The sequence below is a fragment of the Ilumatobacter sp. genome (assembly GCF_041688325.1).
In the GTDB taxonomy this organism is placed as follows: Bacteria; Actinomycetota; Acidimicrobiia; order Acidimicrobiales; family Ilumatobacteraceae; genus Ilumatobacter_A.
In genome coordinates this window covers 17,763-36,204 of record NZ_JBDNIJ010000050.1, presented here as the reverse complement: position 1 = coordinate 36,204, position 18,442 = coordinate 17,763, and the positions used below count along the sequence as shown (strand labels likewise).

20 protein-coding genes are annotated in these 18,442 nt (G+C 61.8%); 4 read left to right on the top strand and 16 right to left on the bottom strand.

The window, feature by feature from the left end:
* Positions 1-9: 9 nt before the first annotated feature.
* A complete protein-coding gene (locus ACH2EI_RS03880; RefSeq protein WP_395153253.1) occupies positions 10-693 on the bottom strand; it encodes a helix-turn-helix transcriptional regulator in 684 nt (227 codons plus the stop codon).
* 39 nt (positions 694-732) lie between these two features.
* Here ACH2EI_RS03880 and ACH2EI_RS03875 point away from each other — a divergent pair, with 39 nt between their 5' ends.
* Positions 733-1,974: an Mrp/NBP35 family ATP-binding protein gene (locus ACH2EI_RS03875; RefSeq protein ID WP_395153254.1), complete on the top strand. Its 1,242-nt coding sequence runs from the start codon at positions 733-735 to the stop codon at positions 1,972-1,974.
* Between the two features lie 97 nt (positions 1,975-2,071).
* Here the strand turns inward: ACH2EI_RS03875 and ACH2EI_RS03870 are convergent, their stop codons facing one another.
* The 5 genes from ACH2EI_RS03870 to ACH2EI_RS03850 all read right to left on the bottom strand — a co-directional run bounded on the left by ACH2EI_RS03870 (position 2,072) and on the right by ACH2EI_RS03850 (position 5,610).
* On the bottom strand, positions 2,072-2,866 hold the full coding sequence (locus tag ACH2EI_RS03870; protein ID WP_395153255.1) for an NUDIX hydrolase: 795 nt from the start codon (positions 2,864-2,866) through the stop codon (positions 2,072-2,074).
* A gap of 72 nt (positions 2,867-2,938) precedes the next feature.
* On the bottom strand, positions 2,939-3,796 hold the full coding sequence (locus ACH2EI_RS03865; protein WP_395153256.1) for a cytochrome c biogenesis CcdA family protein: 858 nt from the start codon (positions 3,794-3,796) through the stop codon (positions 2,939-2,941).
* Positions 3,793-4,383: a TlpA family protein disulfide reductase gene (locus tag ACH2EI_RS03860; protein WP_395153257.1), complete on the bottom strand. Its 591-nt coding sequence runs from the start codon at positions 4,381-4,383 to the stop codon at positions 3,793-3,795. The genes ACH2EI_RS03865 and ACH2EI_RS03860 overlap by 4 nt, the downstream gene beginning before the upstream one ends.
* Positions 4,384-4,623: 240 nt before the next feature.
* The gene (locus ACH2EI_RS03855; protein WP_395153258.1) at positions 4,624-5,157 is read right to left on the bottom strand and encodes a WhiB family transcriptional regulator; all 534 of its coding nucleotides are present in this window, start codon (positions 5,155-5,157) and stop codon (positions 4,624-4,626) included.
* A gap of 180 nt (positions 5,158-5,337) precedes the next feature.
* Positions 5,338-5,610 carry a hypothetical protein gene (locus ACH2EI_RS03850; protein WP_395153259.1) on the bottom strand — a complete coding sequence of 91 codons (273 nt, stop codon included), beginning with the start codon at positions 5,608-5,610 and terminating at the stop codon, positions 5,338-5,340.
* A 243-nt stretch (positions 5,611-5,853) separates the two neighbouring features.
* Between ACH2EI_RS03850 and ACH2EI_RS03845 the strand changes: the two genes are divergently transcribed.
* Both ACH2EI_RS03845 and ACH2EI_RS03840 read left to right on the top strand, forming a co-directional pair.
* Entirely contained in the window at positions 5,854-6,921 is a 1,068-nt protein-coding gene (locus ACH2EI_RS03845) for a glycosyltransferase (RefSeq protein ID WP_395153260.1), read from the top strand.
* A gap of 104 nt (positions 6,922-7,025) precedes the next feature.
* Positions 7,026-7,559: a copper resistance protein CopC gene (locus ACH2EI_RS03840; protein WP_395153261.1), complete on the top strand. Its 534-nt coding sequence runs from the start codon at positions 7,026-7,028 to the stop codon at positions 7,557-7,559.
* Between the two features lie 42 nt (positions 7,560-7,601).
* Here ACH2EI_RS03840 and ACH2EI_RS03835 read toward each other — a convergent pair whose 3' ends face one another.
* Positions 7,602-8,579, bottom strand: a complete 978-nt coding sequence (locus ACH2EI_RS03835) for an NAD(P)H-quinone oxidoreductase (protein WP_395153262.1) — start codon at positions 8,577-8,579, stop codon at positions 7,602-7,604.
* A gap of 185 nt (positions 8,580-8,764) precedes the next feature.
* A complete protein-coding gene (gene orn / locus ACH2EI_RS03830) occupies positions 8,765-9,337 on the bottom strand; it encodes an oligoribonuclease (protein WP_395153263.1) in 573 nt (190 codons plus the stop codon).
* A gap of 67 nt (positions 9,338-9,404) precedes the next feature.
* On the opposite strand from orn, the gene ACH2EI_RS03825 reads away from it, so the two are divergent.
* A complete protein-coding gene (locus ACH2EI_RS03825) occupies positions 9,405-10,028 on the top strand; it encodes a poly-gamma-glutamate hydrolase family protein (protein ID WP_395153264.1) in 624 nt (207 codons plus the stop codon).
* Here ACH2EI_RS03825 and ACH2EI_RS03820 read toward each other — a convergent pair.
* The 8 genes from ACH2EI_RS03820 to ctaD all read right to left on the bottom strand — a co-directional run bounded on the left by ACH2EI_RS03820 (position 10,025) and on the right by ctaD (position 18,438).
* Entirely contained in the window at positions 10,025-11,110 is a 1,086-nt protein-coding gene (locus ACH2EI_RS03820; RefSeq protein WP_395153265.1) for an ATP-binding protein, read from the bottom strand. The genes ACH2EI_RS03825 and ACH2EI_RS03820 overlap by 4 nt on opposite strands.
* 17 nt (positions 11,111-11,127) lie before the next feature.
* On the bottom strand, positions 11,128-11,817 hold the full coding sequence (locus tag ACH2EI_RS03815; protein WP_395153266.1) for a response regulator transcription factor: 690 nt from the start codon (positions 11,815-11,817) through the stop codon (positions 11,128-11,130).
* Between the two features lie 165 nt (positions 11,818-11,982).
* Positions 11,983-12,630, bottom strand: a complete 648-nt coding sequence (pdxH, locus tag ACH2EI_RS03810; protein WP_395153267.1) for a pyridoxamine 5'-phosphate oxidase — start codon at positions 12,628-12,630, stop codon at positions 11,983-11,985.
* A gap of 192 nt (positions 12,631-12,822) precedes the next feature.
* Positions 12,823-14,124, bottom strand: coding sequence for a serine--tRNA ligase (serS, locus tag ACH2EI_RS03805; protein ID WP_395153268.1), 1,302 nt, complete (start codon positions 14,122-14,124; stop codon positions 12,823-12,825).
* Positions 14,125-14,396: 272 nt separating this feature from the next.
* Positions 14,397-15,323 (bottom strand): cytochrome c oxidase assembly protein, encoded by a 927-nt coding sequence (locus tag ACH2EI_RS03800; protein ID WP_395153269.1) that lies wholly within the window; start codon positions 15,321-15,323, stop codon positions 14,397-14,399.
* Between the two features lie 72 nt (positions 15,324-15,395).
* On the bottom strand, positions 15,396-15,725 hold the full coding sequence (locus ACH2EI_RS03795) for a cytochrome C oxidase subunit IV family protein (protein ID WP_395153270.1): 330 nt from the start codon (positions 15,723-15,725) through the stop codon (positions 15,396-15,398).
* Positions 15,726-15,728: 3 nt separating this feature from the next.
* Positions 15,729-16,427 (bottom strand): heme-copper oxidase subunit III, encoded by a 699-nt coding sequence (locus tag ACH2EI_RS03790; protein ID WP_395153271.1) that lies wholly within the window; start codon positions 16,425-16,427, stop codon positions 15,729-15,731.
* Positions 16,420-18,438 (bottom strand): cytochrome c oxidase subunit I, encoded by a 2,019-nt coding sequence (gene ctaD / locus ACH2EI_RS03785; RefSeq protein ID WP_395153272.1) that lies wholly within the window; start codon positions 18,436-18,438, stop codon positions 16,420-16,422. The genes ACH2EI_RS03790 and ctaD overlap by 8 nt, the downstream gene beginning before the upstream one ends.
* Positions 18,439-18,442: the final 4 nt, after the last annotated feature.

The window sequence follows — 18,442 nt, the reverse complement described above, 5'->3', positions numbered from 1 at the left end:
GCAATTAGATTATCTGCTGGAAACGGTGACTCGGCAAGGGGTGCGGCTCATGACATCGCAGAATTCACCGATCTGAGTGTCGCCCATGTCGGCCACGAACCCGATGACGAGGCCGCGATGCAGGCTGCAGACCAGGTCAGGGTGTTGCTGAGCAAGATCAGCGAACGGGCAGTTGGCGAACGAGACCACCGCCGCGAGGTCGTCATCGGCGGTTGGATCTCTTCGCGGATCATCGCTCACGACCGGGTCGAATCCGAGGCGATCAAGGTCGGCGACCAACGCTTCAAGTGTCGACGGTGTGGCCCGGTACCCCATTGCCCGGTTGCGACCTTCGTCGTATCCAACGGCCTCGGCGTCGCCCGGGGTGGCCTGGAGGCGCTTGGCCATCGAGAGCACCATCCGGGCAAGCACCGGCATCGTGGGAGGCTCGAGCCCGAGCGACGGGGCATCGGGCGCGATCGAGTAGCGATGCTGCGGACGGCCAACGTCGCCGCGCCCGCCGACTTCGACCGACAGCAGGCCGACCTCACGCATCCGTTCGAGGTGCGGCCTGACTGTATTCGGGTGCAGCGAGAGCGTGTCGGAAATCTCGGCGGTGGTCTTTGGCGCGGACGCTCGAGCGAGCTCGAGATAGATGGCGTAGCGCGTGTTGTCGCCCAAGGTCTTCAGCAGGTCGAGTTGCGACGTGGGCACATAACGAGATTACACGGTTGCGGCCGGTAAAATATCTGTATGGCTACAACAAAGCCCACAACAGCTCCACCCCCGGGACGCGACGAGGTGGAGGAAGTGCTGCGATCGGTGATCGACCCAGAGTTGGGTGCCGACATTGTGTCGCTTGGAATGGTCCCCTCAATTGTCGTACATCCTGACGGGATCGTGAATGTTGAGATCAAGCTGACAATCTCCGGCTGCCCGATGCGTGCCGAGATCCAGAAAGAAGTCAAAGATCGGGTCGAGTTGCACCCGGGCGTCTCAAAGGTGAAAATCACCTGGGGCGAGATGAACTCCGAAGAACGCAGCGAAGTGATGACCAAGGCCCGCTGGAACGCTCGTGAAAATGCAGCGGCAACCGAAGTACCGGCGAACTGCAAGGTGCTCGCCATCGCCAGCGGCAAAGGCGGCGTCGGCAAGTCGTCCGTCACCGTCAACCTCGCTGCTGCGATCGCCGCGACCGGGCTCACCGTCGGGGTGCTCGACGCTGATATCTGGGGATTCTCGGTTCCGCGTCTGCTCGGCATCAGCGACCGACTCGAGGCGCATCCCGTGACCGGCGACGATGGTGAGCCCGGCATGCCGAAAATCTTCCCCAACGAACGGGTGGTCGGCGACGGCCTGCTCAAGGTTGTCTCGACCGGCTTCATGGTCGACGAGGAAACCGCACTCATGTGGCGCGGCCTCATGCTCACCAAGGCTGTCGAACAATTCCTACGCGACGTGCGCTGGGGCGAACTCGATTACCTCCTGATCGACATGCCTCCGGGTACCGGCGACGTACAGATGGGTCTCGCCCGAATGTTGCCGAGCACCGAACTCCTGGTTGTCACCACACCAGCGCTTGCTGCACAAAAGGTTGCCCAGCGCGCCGCCGACATGGCCCGCCGCAGCTTCCTGAAGGTCCTCGGCGTCATTGAGAACATGAGCGCCTTCACCTGCGACCACGGCGAGTCGTATGCGCTGTTCGGATCAGGCGGTGGCGCTGCATTGGCCGAAGCCATTGGTGCACCACTCCTCGGACAGATCCCGCTTGAGCCGACGGTTGCCGCTGGCAACGATGCCGGTAGCCCAGTCGCGATCGACGGCACCGGTGCCGCCGCCGACATGTTCCGGTCGATTGCCCAGCGGATCATCACCGACATTGCTCCCCCGTCGCTTCCCAACGACCTCGACATGGCCGGCTGCTCAGCCCACCTCTCCGACGGCGTCAACGAGGCTTTCGTGAAGGTCAACGCGCGGTCCAAAAGCTCACGCTGACGCGGTGCCCGGTCACACTGTGCCTGACACAGTGTGACCGGGCGCAAGCCACAGAGTTGCGAAAGGGGCCTGACCCCATACGCAACTCCAGACGTCTCTATTGGAGGGTGTCGTAGTCGGCGTCGCCGGGCATGGCGATCGAGATCTTGCCGCCGTCGATCGAGCGGAGCTTGGGCAAGATGCAGGCAATGTCGGTGAGTGCCTCGCCAGCGGCGACCGCATCAGCAGCGGTCGCCGACTGCGTCAGGCGACGCAGGTTGTACATCGTGGGAGGCATCATCATCAACTCGCCCGCCTCTTGCATGTCGAGTGCTGTCTGCGGGCTGACCCACAAGCTGTCGGTGGTCTCCTTGTCATCGTGGAGACCCTCCTGACCGGCAGGTGCTTCGGTGACGAAGAAGCGCGTGTCGAAGCGCCGCTGCTCGCCGACCGGCGTGATCCAGTGATCGACGTAGTGCGTCGTCGACAGGTCGAGGACGAGATCGTGTCGCTTACACAGTTCGACCATTGACAGTTCGCCGTCGTGCACCGCGTGGCGCTCGTCGTCACCGAGGTCGAGCGGTTGACCGTCACGACGCTCAGCGAGCAGCACACCGGCTTCTTCGAAACACTCGCGAATCGACGCGACCCAGAACGCCAGGCCGCCATGGTCGATGCCGAGCTGCGCTGACGCGTCAGCATCTTCAAGGCCATCGCAGAACGGTGCGATCTCGTCGGCATGGTCAGCGTCATCGACGCGACCACCGGGGAACACGTACATGCCAGCGCCAAACGACGCCTTTCCGGTACGACGCAACATGAAGACCTCGAGCCCAGGCTCGCCGTCGCGCACCATCATCACGGTGGCCGCGGCCTTGATCGGAACAGTGGTCGGGTCGAACGTCTCAGTCATGCACGTTCGACACTACGGAGCGAGACGCCCCAGGTTTCAGTTGGGGTCTGACCCCAACTGAAACACAGGTGGTCAAGAAACGGATTCTGACTCAGCCGGCGCTTCGATCTCCGGCTCAGCTTCCTGGCGGAAGGTGACGTAGGCGACAGCTGCAGTGACCGTTGCCGCGAGAACGATCCCGACGACCTTCCAGTTGTCGTTCAAGAAGGCTGTTGCATCGGCCTGACGAGCGAAGGCCCAGTCGGTGATTGGATCGCCACCGTTGTCGAGGTCGACCCAGTAGAAGTACCAGGCGAGGTACAGGCCCGACAGCACCACGAATGCCGCAGCGACTCTGTCGATGTACTGCATGGAGCTGCGAAGGAACTTGAGCAGGCTCGTGTTGGCGAAAGCGAAGCCGACGGTCAATGCGCTGACCAAGAGCGCCATGCCAGCGCCGTAGGCCACCATGTTGCTGACACTGTCAACAAACGTCTCATCCGGGTGGGCACTGAAGACGGTGGCGAGGAACAGGCCAATCGTGCAGCCGATGGACGCGACTGCGTACGCCACGCCGTAGATGAACATCGACTTGACGGTCTGGTCTTTCTTGCCCGAGTCAATCTGCGGCGTCATGAACGGAGGCTTGTAGCCGAACAGCATCGCAGTGCCGAGGACGATCAGCGCCACAGCGATGAAACCGGTGACGTATTTGGAGTTGGACGAGATTGTCGAGCGCAGTGGCACCGATAGGAACCCGATGACCAGGAACACGGCAAGGAAGCCTGTCGAGACGGCGGCGCTGACCTTGAGCGCTCGTCTGAGCGACGCCTTCTGCGTGCCAGGCGCACCACCGGAGACTCCGAGGAAGTACATCAGATACGTCGGGAGCAGAATGAACCCACATGGGTTGACAGCGGCAACAAGGCCTCGGATGAATGACAGGCTCACGCTGAGGCCTCCAGCAACTGGTTGATTTCAGTACGCAGGTCATCGGCGTCGATGACGCCGGTTTGCTCGATAATTCTGCCTTCGGGCGTAACGAACAGAGTGATCGGGAAGTTGACAGCGCCGATCGCATCGGTGAACTCGGCGAAGTCGTCGCGGTAGAGCTCGTAGTTGACGCCTCGTTCCGACGCGAAGCGCTCCATCTTTTCGATCGAGTCACGCGGATTGACTCCGATGAAGCGCACTTGGTCGCCAAACTCGGCGTGCGCTTCGGCGAAGTCGGGGAGTTCCTTGGCGCACGGAGGGCAGTCGGCGAACCAGAAGTTGACCACCAACGGCTGACCGAGGAACGACGCCGTGTCAATGTCGTTGCCATCGCGATCGCCGAGCGTGACGAGCGGCAGCGGATCGCCTTCGAGATCTTCGTTGGCGAGTCCGTCGTCAGGGAATCCGATGACCTCACGGCTATCGGTGAGCTGTGCATCGAGTTCGTTATCGCCTCCATTGGCGGCGACGACAGCCAAGGCGACAACAAGCAGAGCAGCGACTGCGAGCGAACCGGCAAGGAGTCGTGGTCGGGCGATCTTCACCCCTGCAAGGGTAGTGACACAGTCCGTGCTGCCGCTCGGCGTTCAGCGAAACGATTCCTTACAGAATCAGGCCCAGAATCAGGCCCAGAATCAGGCCCAGCAGTTCGTCTGTCACTGGAAAGCTGACGTCGGGTGTTTCCGTCTTGCCGGGTGTTGCAACGCGGGAATCCGCGCACGAAACACCCGACGCCACGGAAAGACCCGACGGGTTGGGGGGGTTGGGGGGTTGGGGGGTTGGGATCAGGCCGAGATGAGCGGCGCGCCGACCGGACCCATCTCGTCGTAGATCACTTCGGGACGAGGGATCTTCGGCGGCCGGCCGCAGGGCCGCTTGCCAGCAATGATCCGGCCTCCCGAGAGCGACTGGCCACCCCAGACGCCCCAGGGCTCTTCACGCTCGAGTGCATCGGCGAGGCACTGTTGGGCGAGAGGGCAGAGTGCGCACATTGCCTTGGCGCGGGCGATGTCGACGACGTGGTCGGAGAAGAAGAGGCCGAGCATGGTGCCATTGCCATCGGCACATCGAGCAGTGGGCGCCCGCGCAGCGAGCGACTCATCGGCCACGCCATCACCGGATAAGTCCGGTGGGCGTTGTCTGTCGGGATCGAGTTCATCGAGTTCATCGAGGGGAGCGAGGGGAGCGAGGGGAGCGAGGGTGCTCATGGGAAGTTCCGTTTCGAAAGAAGTGTTGACGTTGCTGTTTGCGACGGCGCTGTCGCGGGCGGGCCAGATGCCTGCCGGGTTGGCGTGGGTGGTGTTTGGAAGGTTCTTCATGTCGTTGGTGCTTTCTGTGTCGCAGTTGGTGTCGCAGTTGGTGTCGCAGTTGGTGTCGCAGTTGGTGTCGCAGTTGGTGTTACGGACGAGTGGTGGATGGAGAACCGAAACCGGAAAACCAAAAAGGCCGCCGGGTTGGTGAACCCGGCGGCCTCGGAAGAGGTGATCTGACGTAGAAAGTTACGTCAGTACCCTGTCGAGACGGCCGGTAGCAATTCGCTTGGTGAACTGCTTCTTCGAGACACACACGTGCTCGCCGAGCCCACCAAGCCATGCCATGTCGTGACCGAGACCGGTAACGACTGCATTGCCAGTGGTTGCCTGGACGGCATACACGGGCATGGCTTCGGAGACATATGTCTTGCCTGAGGCGGCAAAAGCATGGGGTGCGACGGACGCGTGGGAGGACAGACGCTGGGCGAAGCGCTGGGAAATCAACGTGGTGGTGCTCATCGGCTGGTCCTTTCTCGGCGTGTCGTCGGGTCGCGTGGTCGGTGTCGGTCGCAAGCACGACCAACTGGTTCAAAGACTAGGCAACCACGAAACGCCGTGCTTGGTCAAGCGGGTTTCTTGAGTTGTCGAAATTCCTTGCGCACCAGGTGTCATCGTGCGTTGTGGGCACAGGACAAGAGCAACGAACTGTGCTTGCGTTGTGCTTTTCTTGCAGAAAGTTCTCGGCGGATGCACAGTGGGTCAGTGCAACTCGTCCCCAGCGTCATCGATCTGTCGATCTACCTGGTCGGATGGGTGATTGGCTGGCTACTGCTCTGGCGGCCTCGGCCCATTCCAGCGGTTGGCGCCGGCGATGTTCGCGAGGCGATTGCCGTCGTCATTCCGGCCCGTGACGAAGCAGCCGCGCTTCCCCATCTCATTCCTCCGCTGGTCGCGCAACTCCGCAATGGCGACCAACTGGTCGTGGTCGATGACCACTCGACCGACGGAACCGGCGATGTTGCTGCGTCGCTCGGCGCCACGGTCGTCGTCCCGCCTGAGCTGCCAGCCGGGTGGCTTGGCAAGCCCCACGCCTGCTCGATCGGGGCCGGCGCGACAACCGCCCCGCACCTACTTTTTCTCGACGCCGACGTCCGACCTGCGCCCGACCTTCTCGATCGAGTCGGCACCGAGTTGGCAGCCCATCCTGACTCCGTTGTTTCGGTCCAGCCGTGGCATGCCACCGGCCGGTGGACCGAGCAGGCGAGCATCCTGTGCAACATCACTGCCCTGATGGGGTGCGGTGCCTTCACCGCCGCTGGTGATCGGGTCACCCCGACAGTGGCGTTCGGCCCGGTGCTCGCTGTCGACCGGTCGACCTACGACGCTGTCGGCGGGCATGCCCATCCCGATGTCCGGGCAATGCACACCGAAGACATCGGCCTCGCCCGCACAGTCGGCCGGGGCTGTCTTTTCACCGGCGCCCCCGACACATCATTCCGGATGTATCCCGACGGCTTGGCGCAGACGATTCGCGGGTGGACCCGCAGCATCGCCACCGGCGCTCGCTTCACGACGTGGTGGCTGGCACTTGCCACCCTGCTGTGGGTCTGGTCGCTCGCTGGCGGGTGGCTTGCATCCCCGTTGCTGTATCCGCTCAGCGCGCTGCAGGTGTGGGTGCTCGGCCGCCGCGCCGCATCGGTCCATCCCCTGACGGCTCTGCTCTTCCCCATCGCCGTCGCTGCGTTCGTAGTGATTTTCGTGCGCAGCCTTTTCGCCGTCGTCTTCGGTCGCCAGGTCGCTTGGAAGGGCCGCACCGTCGCAGCCCGCTGACCCAGCGTGACGGGACGGTGTCACACTCACCCTCTGAAACCAAGCAGACCGGAGTGTGACAGGACCGCGCTCCTCCATCTCGTTTGCGCTGATTGAATGAAAGCATGCAAGGCGCCCTCCGTCGCATCCGAGTCATTGCAGTCGTTGCAGTCGTTGCAGTCATCGCTGCCGCTGCCAATGTCTCGAGCGTTGCATTCGCCCACGACGAAATCGAGTCGTCGGTCCCCGAGCATCAGGCACAGATCGACGAACCGATCACCGAAGTCACCATCAACTTCGGCGAGCCGGTCGACGGTGTTGAACTCGGCCTCCGTGGCCCAGACGACGAACGGATCGCCGGTGAAGTCACTGTCATCTCCGACACCAAGGCACGTCTCAATTTCGCCAAGCTGACCGAAGAAGGTCAGTACATCGTCCAGTACCTCGCCGAAGAGGACGGCCACCTGGTCGCCGGCGCCATCACCTTCACCTACGGCGACCGAGCCGAGCAGGGCGCCGCAATCGGCATCTGGATCATTTTCGGAGTCGTCGCTGCCGCGATTCTCGGCGTTGGCGCATTCTTCAGCTTTCGACGGAACAACGCTCCCGACGACACCCCCGACGGCACCGGCCCCATCGACGACGCCGTAATCGCCTGATCAACGAGCGCCATTCAGGCGATGAGGATCAAGCAGCTCAGCTCAGGCGATGTCGATCAGTATCTTGCCGACGTTCGCATTCGTTTCCATGTAGGTGTGCGCCTCGGGGAGTTGCTCGAAGCTGTACCGCGAGTCGATCACCGGACGCAGGGCACCTGATTCGAACAGCGGGAGGATCTCGCTGATGAACCGTTGCATGAGCGAGATCTTGCGTTCCAACGGCCGGGCACGGAGCGTCGTGCCGATCCAGGTGATGCGCTTCATCAGCAGCAAACCCATGTTGACCGGGGCGGACCCGCCACCCATCAACCCAACCTGCACCAGGGTGCCGTCGATGGCGAGCGCCTTCAGGTTCCGATCGGCTTCCTCGCCGCCGACGACGTCGAGGATCGTGTCGACACCATCCGGGATCTCGGCGTTGAGCGCACCGAGCCAGTCGGCCGGGCTCCGCTCGAGCACGAGGTCGGCGCCCAGCTCGCGGCATGCGTCGGCCTTGCCGGCCGAGCAGGTGACGGCGATGCGGGCACCGAGTGCTTTGGCGATCTGGATGCCGGCAGTGCCAACACCAGATGCTCCCGCGTGGATCAGACCCCAGCGGCCCGATGTCAACCCACCCTGCACGACGAGTGCGTCCCAGGCGGTGAGAAACACTTCGGCGATTGCTGCAGCGTCAGCCAGTTCGACATTGCTCGGCACTGGCAGCGCTTGACGACTGTGCGTCACGACCTTCTCGGCGTAGCACCCGCCCGATTCGATGCCCATGACTCGATCGCCCACGGACCAGTTGGTGACCTCGGTTCCAATCGCAGACACCGTGCCGGCGTATTCCAGTCCGGGGATCTCGACCGCACGGTTGCGCGGGTCGTTGTACATCCCCATGCGTTGCAGCGTGTCGGCACGGTTCAGCGCCGTGTGAGCAATGTCGACGAGAATCTCGTCAGGCCCGGGCGTCGGGTCATCGACCTCCTCGATCTGCAAGACCTCGGGGCCGCCATGTTCACGAAGGACGATTGCGCGCATGCCGGCGAAGCTACCCCTGATCGCGCCGCTGCCCAGGTTCGGAACCTCATCGGGACTACGCAACGTGACTACAGGCCGAAGCCCGCGGATCAAATAAGGTGACGCGACGTTGTGTGTGTGTACCGAGTGACCGGATGTGATGACGCCTCGCAACCAAGAGAAGTCGCGGCGGTCCGTGCCGGGAATTAGTTGGCGGTTACATCACCGTCGGCCGACGGCGCCGCAGGATCGATGAAAACCATCGTGCGGTAGTACGCCATCTCGCGGATGGACTCACGGATGTCATCAAGCGCACGGTGGGACCCGTGGCCACGGGGGCGCTGGTGATCAATCTCCGGATACCAACGCTTAACAAGCTCCTTCACGCTGGAGACGTCGATCGAGCGGTAGTGCAGGTAATTCTCGATCTCGGGAAGGTATGCGTTGAGGAACCGACGATCGGTGCCGATCGAGTTGCCGCACAGGGGCACAGTGCACGCTTCAGGCACGTGTGCCTGAATAAACGCCAATGTCGCGGCACCTGCTTCTTCGAGGGTCATCGTCGATGCCTTAATCTGATCGAGCAGCCCTGACTTCGTGTGCATGTCGACAACGAACGGGTCCATGGCAGCGAGCTGCTCGTCGGTCGCATGAATGACCAAGTCGGGCCCTTCAGCAATGATCTCAAGATTGTCATCGGTGATCAACGTGGCAATCTCGACGATCACTTCAGTGGTGTGATCCAATCCGGTCATTTCGAGATCCATCCACACGAGCATGAAGCGAAGCGTAACGGGACTGTTGCTCCAGCTCGCCGAACCTTGATCCCTCCGCCATGATGGACTCGTGACCGAATTCGCAGCGATCCTCAGTACACCCGGTGTGCAAGAGGTCTGTGTGCTCCGACCACACACCCCCGGTCGGCTTGGGTTCATGGCCTACCACGGCGGGAACCTGGAGCTACAGACCGATGTCATTGCCGCCGCCGCGGCCGAGCGCTCGGGTGCCTCGTACTACGGCGTGCTGCAACCCGTGCCGATGCGCGAGCACCTCCCGTCGATCAAGGTGCGCCCCGCCGAGTCCGAACGGCTGGCGGCATTCATCGAACACGTTGATGTCGTGATCACGATCCACGGTTTTGGTCGACGCGGCATGTTCAGCGCGCTACTGCTCGGCGGGAACAACCGGCCACTCGCCCACCACGTCGGTGGCGCATTGCAACGAGCGCTCCCTGCGTACGACATCGTCACCGACCTCGAGACAATCCCGAAGAAGCTCCGCGGTCTACACATCGACAATCCGGTCAACTTGCCACGCCAGGCAGGCGTGCAGATCGAGCTGCCACCGCGCGTCCGGGGTTCCAGCCCCATGTGGTGGGACTGGGAGGGTCCGGGGCTCACCCCCCACACCATTTCGCTGATCGACGGTCTGGTCGAAGCAGCTACGACCTGGCCGAACGAGCCGCGCTAGGAGACAGCCGGTATCGGCAGCGAAATTCGCACGTCGCCGCCCGGACCGTCGCCGAGCACAACTGTGCCGTTGTGGGCAGAGACAATGCCCCGCGCGATCGACAGGCCGAGGCCCGCAGTGCCCGTACGTGTGTCGCGTGCCGGGTCGGCTCGGGTAAACGGCTCGAAGGCTCTGTCCCGGAATTCGGCGGGGAATCCGAGGCCTTCGTCGTGGACGCGCAGTGTCACGCTGCGCTCGTTACGGACTACCTGCACAAGCACGACCGAACCATTGGGGGCGTGGCGAATCGCGTTGTCGAGAAGGTTCCGGATCACACGAGCGAGCTGCGAGCCGTCGGCATCGACCATCACCCGTTCCGTCGCTTCGAGCAGCAACTTGACGCTCCGGCTTTCGGCGAGCGGCCTCACGATCTCCATCGACTCGTCAGCGAGTTCGGTGAGGTCGATGCGAGCACGGCTGAGCTGCAGGGTGCCACTGACCAGGCGCGTGTGGAGTTGGAGGTCGTCGACCAGGAAGGTCAATGCCCGCACCTGACGTTCCATGCCGGCGAGGTAGAGGTCCGGGTCCTCGGCGACACCGTCACGAATCGCCTCGACAGCGGCGCGCAATGCGGCAAGCGGTGTGCGGAGGTCGTGGGAGATCGACGAAAGCATCAATGAGCGTTCGGCCTCGATGGCATTCAGACGGTCCACCATCACATCGAACATCTCGGCAGCCTCGCCGAGCTCATCGTTGCGGACCACCCCGGTCCGGGCAGATAGGTCGCCATCGGCCACTCGCATTGCCGCATCACAGATGCGCTTCGCATCGCGTGCGACGGGACGCGCCATCAGCATGGCAACCATCGCCGCACTCAATACAGCCGGCACCAGCACCCACATCAGGAGCCGTCGGTCGTGGTCGTTGATGAACATCTCGTTGGCGGCGACAGCGATCATCAAGATCGCTACACCGAGGACGGCAAGGTTTGCGCCGAGAAAGCGGCGACCGAGACGATTCATCCGATGGGCCTTGTGGCCAATCTCTCGGAGGGCGACACCCGAGCGGGCGACCCCGCCATCGTGCGTGTGCGTGCTGGTCATACCAATTCCAGCGATCTCTACGGCTCGAACCGGTAGCCGACACCCCAGACCGTGGTGATCCACCGAGGGTGCTCAGCATCGGATTCGATCTTGTTGCGAATACGGCGAACGTGCACGGTCACGGTGGCAGGATCCTGCCACTCAGGGGAGGACTGCCAGACCGACTCGAGTAACTGCGCCCGTGAGAACACTTGACGCGGCGACGAGGCCAGGAAGAGCAGGACGTCGAACTCCTTGGGAGTCATGTCGACGACCTCGCCGCCCATGCGGACCTCACGGCTCAACGGTTCGATCTGGAGCCCGTCGAACGTCAGCGTGGGGGGTGCGTCCTCGACACGACCGGCAGTCCGGCGGAGCACCCCGTTGACCCGCGCAGCGAGTTCGCGAGGTGAGAAGGGCTTGACCACGTAGTCGTCGGCGCCGAGTTCAAGGCCAGCCACACGGTCGGACTCTTCAGCTCGGGCGGTGAGCATGATGACCGGAATCGAGCTGACTGATCGCACACGGCGCAGGATGTCGAGGCCGTTGACGCCGGGCAGCATCATGTCGAGCACGATGAGGTCCGGCGGGTCGGCGTCGAGCAGTTCGAGCGCGGTATAACCGTCGGCTGCCTCGGCGACCTCATGGCCATCGCGGCGCAGGTAGCTGACAACCACTTCACGCACGGTCGGTTCGTCATCGACCACAAGAACTTTGCTTCCCGTCATGTGCACAGCCTCGCCTGTTCACAACTCCTGTTCAACCCTTCGCTCAGGCTGTTTCTTTTTTGGCTCGCCCGGCGTTCGGAGGATTCTTCCAAAACTGAGACTATTTCTCGCCCTCAGCGCCTTGCGATGGTCTCCATTTGGGGTGGGTGCAGACATCTTGCTCGTCTACGGGGCCAGGCGGGTGATATTCCAGGTGCTGTCGCTGGCGGGGCGGTAGCGGAGACGATCGTGGAGGCGACTCGGGCGGCCTTGCCAGTACTCCCACTCGGTCGGCATCAGGCGCCACCCGCCCCAGTTGTCGGGGCGAGGAATGACCTCGGCATTTGCGAACCGTTCGGCCGTCGCTGCAACGAGGTCGTCGAGCACGGAACGACCGGCGATCTCGTCGCTTTGCGGTGACGACCATGCGCCGAGCTGCGATGCTCGCGGACGGGAGGCAAAGTAGGTATCGCTCTCCTCGGGCGACACTCGCTCGACGGGGCCGCGCACCCTGACCTGGCGGTGAAGATCGAGCCAACCAAACGTGGCGGAGGCCACCGGGTTGTTATCGAGCTGCTGGCTCTTCGCCCCGTCGTAGTTCGTGTAGAAGACCAAGCCGCGAGCATCGAGACCACGCACCAGGACGATTCGCGAGTCTGGGACGCCGTCGATACCGATCGTCGACAATGTCATCGCATTCGGTTCGACGACCCCCGCTTCGAGTGCCGCGTCGTGCCAACGCCGCCACTGAGCAATCGGATCGGCATCGAGATCCCCGACGTCCAACCCGGCCGTCTCGTACTGCACCCGACGATCGCGAATCGAATCACTCATTCCCAACACTCTCACCAATCCAGACGCCCGCGCCCAGCCCACAGTGAGATTCAAGATCATCAATGTCGACCGTCCCGTCCCAACAAGCTGAGACGAGATCACGGTTCGCCGCTACCAAGACGCTCCGCGACGACCTTGACTTGTGTCACCGATGAGTTCGAGCAACGCAGGCAGCGGTGAAGCTGGCTCGTCTCAGCGAATGACGGTGATGTTGCGCATGTAGGGGTGGAGCACTTCAGGGACCGTGACGCTGCCGTCCTCGTTCCGATAGTTCTCGATGATTGCGGCCCACACCCGCGGGACCGCCAAGGCCGAACCGTTAAGAGTGTGAACGAACTCGCTGCCTTTGACCGGCTTACCGTCTTCGTCATGGCGCCGAAAACGTGTGTTCCCGCGCCGCGCCTGATAATCGGCGAACCACGACACCGACGACACCTCAAGCCAGGCGTCGACGCCCGGTGCGTACACCTCGACGTCGAAGGTGCGGTGATGGCTCTGGCCCATGTCGCCGGTGCAGATCTCGATCACGCGGTAGGGCAGACCAAGGTCACCCATCGCACTTGCGGCGCGGCCGACCATGTCGTCGAGGAGCGCAGGTGCCTGTTCGGGCGTTGCAAAGGCGAGCATCTCGACTTTGTCGAACTCGTGGGTGCGCAGCATGCCCCGCGTGTCGCGGCCGGCCGAGCCAGCCTCTCGGCGGAACGACGGGCTGAATGCCATCAGCCGGACGGGAAGATTGGTGTCTTCGAGGACCTCACCGCTGAACAGCGACGTGAGCGACGCCTCGGCCGTCGGCACGCACCACAGGTCGTCACGTTCGATCGAATACGCATCGTCGGAAAACTTCGGCAGTTGCCCGGTGGCGGTGAGCGTCGCCGTGGTGACGAGCGACGGAGGACGAATCTCCTCGTGGACGTCAGCGTTACGGTCGAGACCAAACTGGGTGAGCGCTCGAGCCATGGTCGCACCCGCGCCCCGCTGCATCGTAAACATCGCCCCGGAGATCTTGGTCGCTCGTTCGTTGTCGAGGATGCCGAGCGCTTTGGCCGTCTCCCAGTGCGGCACGCGCTGCCAGTCGGGAAAGGTGGCGTTCATCCCGACGGGGCCGGTGATGACCGGGTTGTCGGCATCGCTCACGCCGTCGGGTGCGTCGGCGTGCGGGACGTTCGGTAGACCAAGCAGCAGGTCGTTCAGGAGCGATGACACATCGTCATGCTCGCCGGCAAGGGACTTTTCAGTGGCGCCGAACTGCCGGCTCTGCGCCTGCAAAGCCTCGGCTTCATCGACCTTGCCATCTCGACGAAGCATGCCGACGTCTTTCGAGATCGTGTTGACCTGGGCACGGATTTCGTCTCGTTCGGCCTGGATGTCACGCAAGCGCGTATCGAGCTGAGCAGCGTGATCGACGGCGTCAAGCAACTTCGGGTCGCCACGACGCGACAATGCGGCCTTTACACCATCGAGGTCAGTCCGCAGTAGCCGTTGATCAATCACGAAACGAGACGCTACAGGGCGCCTGTCACGCAGCCCTGACCTGTTTGAGGACCAACGAGCCGAACGACTGCAATGAAGCGACGAGGGGGCAACAGGGAGACGCTGCCCGCTCGACGTTCATTTTCATTCCGACACGAGCCCTCCAGCGTTCTGATCACAGCATCCTCCGATTCGGAAGCAAAAACAATGGACGTTGTCGTGTCATTTTCTTCGGCCATTCGACATCACTTCGCAATAAACCGACGGGGGCGACCGGATGACGCTTCGAGCTGTCAGCGGTCGTCAGTCGGAGCCGTCAGAGAGGCGAACTCCCGCTCAACGTCAGCCGTCGTGAGGATGTCGTCAGAGTCTGCCGACGAAGGCAAGTCGGGCCGGCGATAATCCTGCGATTCGCCATAGCCGTTCGCAAATCGCGTGAAGAAGATATAGACCACGATCGTCCACAGGAAGGTCGAACCACCCAGTTTCATGATTCCTCCGGCCAACTGCTGGTCGACGGTGACGCTCCACCCAAAGACACGGACCGGAATGTCGTACTCCTTATAGACCGCACCCTCGGCGAACGTGAGCCACGCCGCTGGCAAGGTCGGAATAATCGATTGCAGGAAGAGATAAATGCACTTGCTGAGCGGACCGATGTGCAGTTCTTTGAATGGACCAACGATGGGCATCCACATGAGGAGTGAGAGCAACACCACGGAAGCGTGCAACGAGTAGTGCAGTGGACCGTTGCCAAGCGAACTGTTCACGACCATCGGAATGTGGGAGATGATCACCACCACGTTGAACAGCACCCCAGCGACAACTGGCTTCGTGAGGAACTTCAACCCCGTGTACAACCTGCCCTCGCCGATCAGGATGCGCAACAACCACGGTGGCGTCGCGATGAGCGCCAGCGGCGGCAGGAAGTAACTCAGCATCATGTGCTGCAACATGTGCGCCGAGTACAGGTACTCCTCGGAGATGTCGTGGAGTGGCCAGTCGCTAGCGACCCACAGCATCAACATGGCACCGACGAATGCGTAGATGTTCTTGCGAGTGACTGCCGACTCGCCTAACGGCACTGCTTTCGGACCAATCACGCGCACCATATAAATGAACGCACCGGTTAAGAACGAAACGAGCAGCCACACCTCTGGATGCCACTGGAACCTCCAAGGGTCCACAGCAACTGCGATGTCGTTGGCCTGCTCGATCACAGTTCCAAGCTTAGAACCCAGTTGTGCATGCGCCCAGTCGTGCAACGGGGCCGTCGGTCACGTAGGACCGATTCAGCCAGCGAAGAACTGGAAGGTGGACAGCGCAGCTGCATAGACAAAAACGGCCAAGCCCAAACCGATGTAAAACAGGCGACCAAACAGCTTATGGTCGAACTTGATGTGCATGAAATACAGCACGACCGTGAAAAACTTCACGACCATCAAGCCCAGCAGCACCGGCAGGAAGAATGGCCCGATGTCGATGTAGCTGACGGCGACTTCCACTGCGGTGATGCCAGCAAGGATGAAGAAGATCGTGACGAACTGCATGTCACTCGGACCGTGATGCTCTTTTGCATCGTGCTGGTCGTGGGCGCTTGGAGTGTGAATCGTGTCAGTCATTGGTCAAGCCGGAATCAGGTAGACGAGGGTGAAGATGATGATCCAGACGATGTCGACGAAGTGCCAGTAGAGACCGACCATTTCGACCGCCTCGGCCTCATCGCCAGACACCTTTTCTTTCGACAGCATGCCGATCATCGCAACCAGCATGATGATGCCGATCGAGACGTGGACGCCGTGGAAACCGGTGAGGGTGAAGAAGCTTGACGAGAACAGGCTCGTGGTGAACCCCAGGCCCTCACGGTAAAAGACGGTGAACTCGTAAATCTGACCGGCGAGGAACAGGGCGCCAAGCAGCGCCGTGACGCCGAGATAGATCTTCGTATTACGAAGGTCTTTTCGGTTCGCCGCAGACACCGCCAACACCATCGTGAGTGACGAGGTGAGGAGAACGAAGCTCGTTGCAGACGTGAACGGGATGTCCCACAGCTGGTCCGGCCCGAGGTTCTCGGAGTGGCGGTTGCGGTACAGCATGTACGTGGAGATCAGTCCACCGAAGAGCAGGCATTCCGAACCGAGAAAGAGCCACATGGCCAGCTTCGTGTTCGAGAGACCGAGTGACGAGTGGTGGCCTCCGTGGTCGTCATGGTCGCCGGAATGATGGTCACCAGCGTGCACATCGTGCTCGTGCACGTCGTCACTATGATCTTTGACGATCTGGACAGCGTCCTTCACCGTTTCCGTGATGAGCGAATCAGACATTGGCCAGTTCCTTGCTCGTTTCGTCGCCTTCGACCGGCGGATCGAAGTCGGATGCTTCGGCATCAGCTGGCTCGAGAGCCCAGCCGAACATTGCCATCGTTGCGATCGCGCCGCCAGCAACGATCAACAGCGTGTTGTAGATAACGCCATATGCCATCACTGGCAGAGCGAACGCAAGAACCATCGGCCAGTAGGACGGCGCCGGGAGGTGGATGTTCGGGTCAGCGTTGTCTTCTTCGAACTGAATGACCTCTTCGCCGGTCATCCGTTGGACGTACTCGTGCTTGTCACCTTCGCCGACATCGACGTACTTGCGGTGGAAGAACTCGTCGAGTTCAGACACCTGCGGCGTGCGAGCGAAGTTGTACTCCTTGGGCGGGCTGCTGGTGATCCACTCGAGGCTGCGAGCATCCCACGGGTCAGCGGGCGCCGGGCCGGTCTTCGAGTTCGGACGATGCGTGATCCAGATGTTGACCAGGAAGAGCAGGATGCCGACGCCGAGGATGAACGTGCCAATTGTGGCCACGAGGTTCCAGAATCCCAGGTTGAAGAAGCCCTCGCCCGCACGGAACTCGGTCCAGCGGTACATACGGCGCGGCTGACCCTGCAGACCAATGATGTGCATCGGGCCGAAGGTGAGGTTCATGCCGACGATCATCAGCCAGAAGTTCCACTTGCCCAAGGGCTCGCTCAGGAGCTTCCCGAAGACCTTTGGCCACCAGTAGTAAAAGCCGGAGAACAGACCGAGCACGGCGCCACCGAAGATCACGTAATGGAAGTGGGCCACGATGTAGTAGGTGTCGGTTTGCTGCGTATCGGAAGGAGCAACTGCATGCGTGACGCCCGAGAGGCCGCCGATCGTGAACTGCACGATGAGGCCAATGGCGAACAGCATCGCCGTCGTGAACGTCAACTTGCCGCCCCACAGGGTCAAGGTCCAGTTGATGATCTTCACCCCAGTCGGCACGGCGATAGCCATAGTGGCCACCGAGAACACGGCAACCGAGACCGGGCCGAGGCCAGAGGCGAACATGTGGTGGGCCCACACGCCCCAGCCGACGAAACCGATCGCAGCGCCAGAGAAGACGACAAACGGATAGCCGAACAACGGCTTCTTCGCGAAGACCGGAAGGACCTCGGAAATGATGCCGAATGATGGCAACACGAGGATGTACACCTCGGGGTGCCCGAAGATCCAGAACAGATGCTGCCAGAGCAGTGGGTCGGCACCAGCTTCGACGCTGAAGAACTGGGCCCCGAAACTGCGCTGGAACATCAGCAAGAAGAGCGCCACAGTGATGACAGGGATAGCAAAGAGGAGCAACATCTGGACGACGAAGGCCATCCAGGTGAAGATCGGCATCTTCATCATCGACATGCCCGGTGCGCGCATGTTGAGCACCGTGACGATCAAGTTGATCGCACCGACGAGCGAGGCGATGCCGGTGATCTGCAGACCGAGGCCCCAGAAGTCGACACCGTTCGTCGGACTGAATGGCACCGCACTATTCGGTGCATACATGAACCAGCCGCCATCGGCGCCGCCACCGAGGAACCACGACGTATTCAAGAACACGCCACCGAAGACAAAGACCCACAGCGAGAGTGCGTTCAACCGGGGGAACGCAACGTCGCGGGCACCGATTTGGAGCGGGATGAAGTAGTTGGCAAAAGCTGCAGCCATCGGCATCACGAAGAGGAACACCATCGTGGTGGCGTGCATCGTGAACATCTGGTTGTACTTGTCGGCCGACAGGATTGTGCCGTCAGGGCCAGCGAGCTGCAAGCGAATCAGGGCTGCTTCGAGGCCGCCGAGGATGAAGAAGAACATCGCGACGGCGCCATACATGATGCCGATCTTCTTGTGATCGACAGTAAAGGCCCACGAGCGCCATCCGGTCGTTTCGACTGGGCGACGGAGGTAGCCGTAGTTGGTGGAGGCCTTGGGTGCGGGGGCCGGTCCACGATTCGTGGTGGCCGGTGCCTCGGTGGGGCGTTCAATGATTGCCATAAGA

What these genes read in the sequence shown, in the direction of transcription:
- ACH2EI_RS03875 (WP_395153254.1), top strand. Translation starts at nt 733, where the DNA reads ATGGCTACAACAAAGCCCACAACAGCTCCACCCCCGGGACGCGACGAG.
- ACH2EI_RS03870 (WP_395153255.1), bottom strand. Translation starts at nt 2,866, where the DNA reads ATGACTGAGACGTTCGACCCGACCACTGTTCCGATCAAGGCCGCGGCC.
- ACH2EI_RS03855 (WP_395153258.1), bottom strand. Translation starts at nt 5,157, where the DNA reads ATGAAGAACCTTCCAAACACCACCCACGCCAACCCGGCAGGCATCTGG.
- ACH2EI_RS03850 (WP_395153259.1), bottom strand. Translation starts at nt 5,610, where the DNA reads ATGAGCACCACCACGTTGATTTCCCAGCGCTTCGCCCAGCGTCTGTCC.
- ACH2EI_RS03840 (WP_395153261.1), top strand. Translation starts at nt 7,026, where the DNA reads ATGCAAGGCGCCCTCCGTCGCATCCGAGTCATTGCAGTCGTTGCAGTC.
- ACH2EI_RS03835 (WP_395153262.1), bottom strand. Translation starts at nt 8,579, where the DNA reads ATGCGCGCAATCGTCCTTCGTGAACATGGCGGCCCCGAGGTCTTGCAG.
- orn (WP_395153263.1), bottom strand. Translation starts at nt 9,337, where the DNA reads ATGCTCGTGTGGATGGATCTCGAAATGACCGGATTGGATCACACCACT.
- ACH2EI_RS03820 (WP_395153265.1), bottom strand. Translation starts at nt 11,110, where the DNA reads ATGACCAGCACGCACACGCACGATGGCGGGGTCGCCCGCTCGGGTGTC.
- ACH2EI_RS03815 (WP_395153266.1), bottom strand. Translation starts at nt 11,817, where the DNA reads ATGACGGGAAGCAAAGTTCTTGTGGTCGATGACGAACCGACCGTGCGT.
- pdxH (WP_395153267.1), bottom strand. Translation starts at nt 12,630, where the DNA reads ATGAGTGATTCGATTCGCGATCGTCGGGTGCAGTACGAGACGGCCGGG.
- ACH2EI_RS03795 (WP_395153270.1), bottom strand. Translation starts at nt 15,725, where the DNA reads ATGACTGACACGATTCACACTCCAAGCGCCCACGACCAGCACGATGCA.
- ACH2EI_RS03790 (WP_395153271.1), bottom strand. Translation starts at nt 16,427, where the DNA reads ATGTCTGATTCGCTCATCACGGAAACGGTGAAGGACGCTGTCCAGATC.
- ctaD (WP_395153272.1), bottom strand. Translation starts at nt 18,438, where the DNA reads ATGGCAATCATTGAACGCCCCACCGAGGCACCGGCCACCACGAATCGT.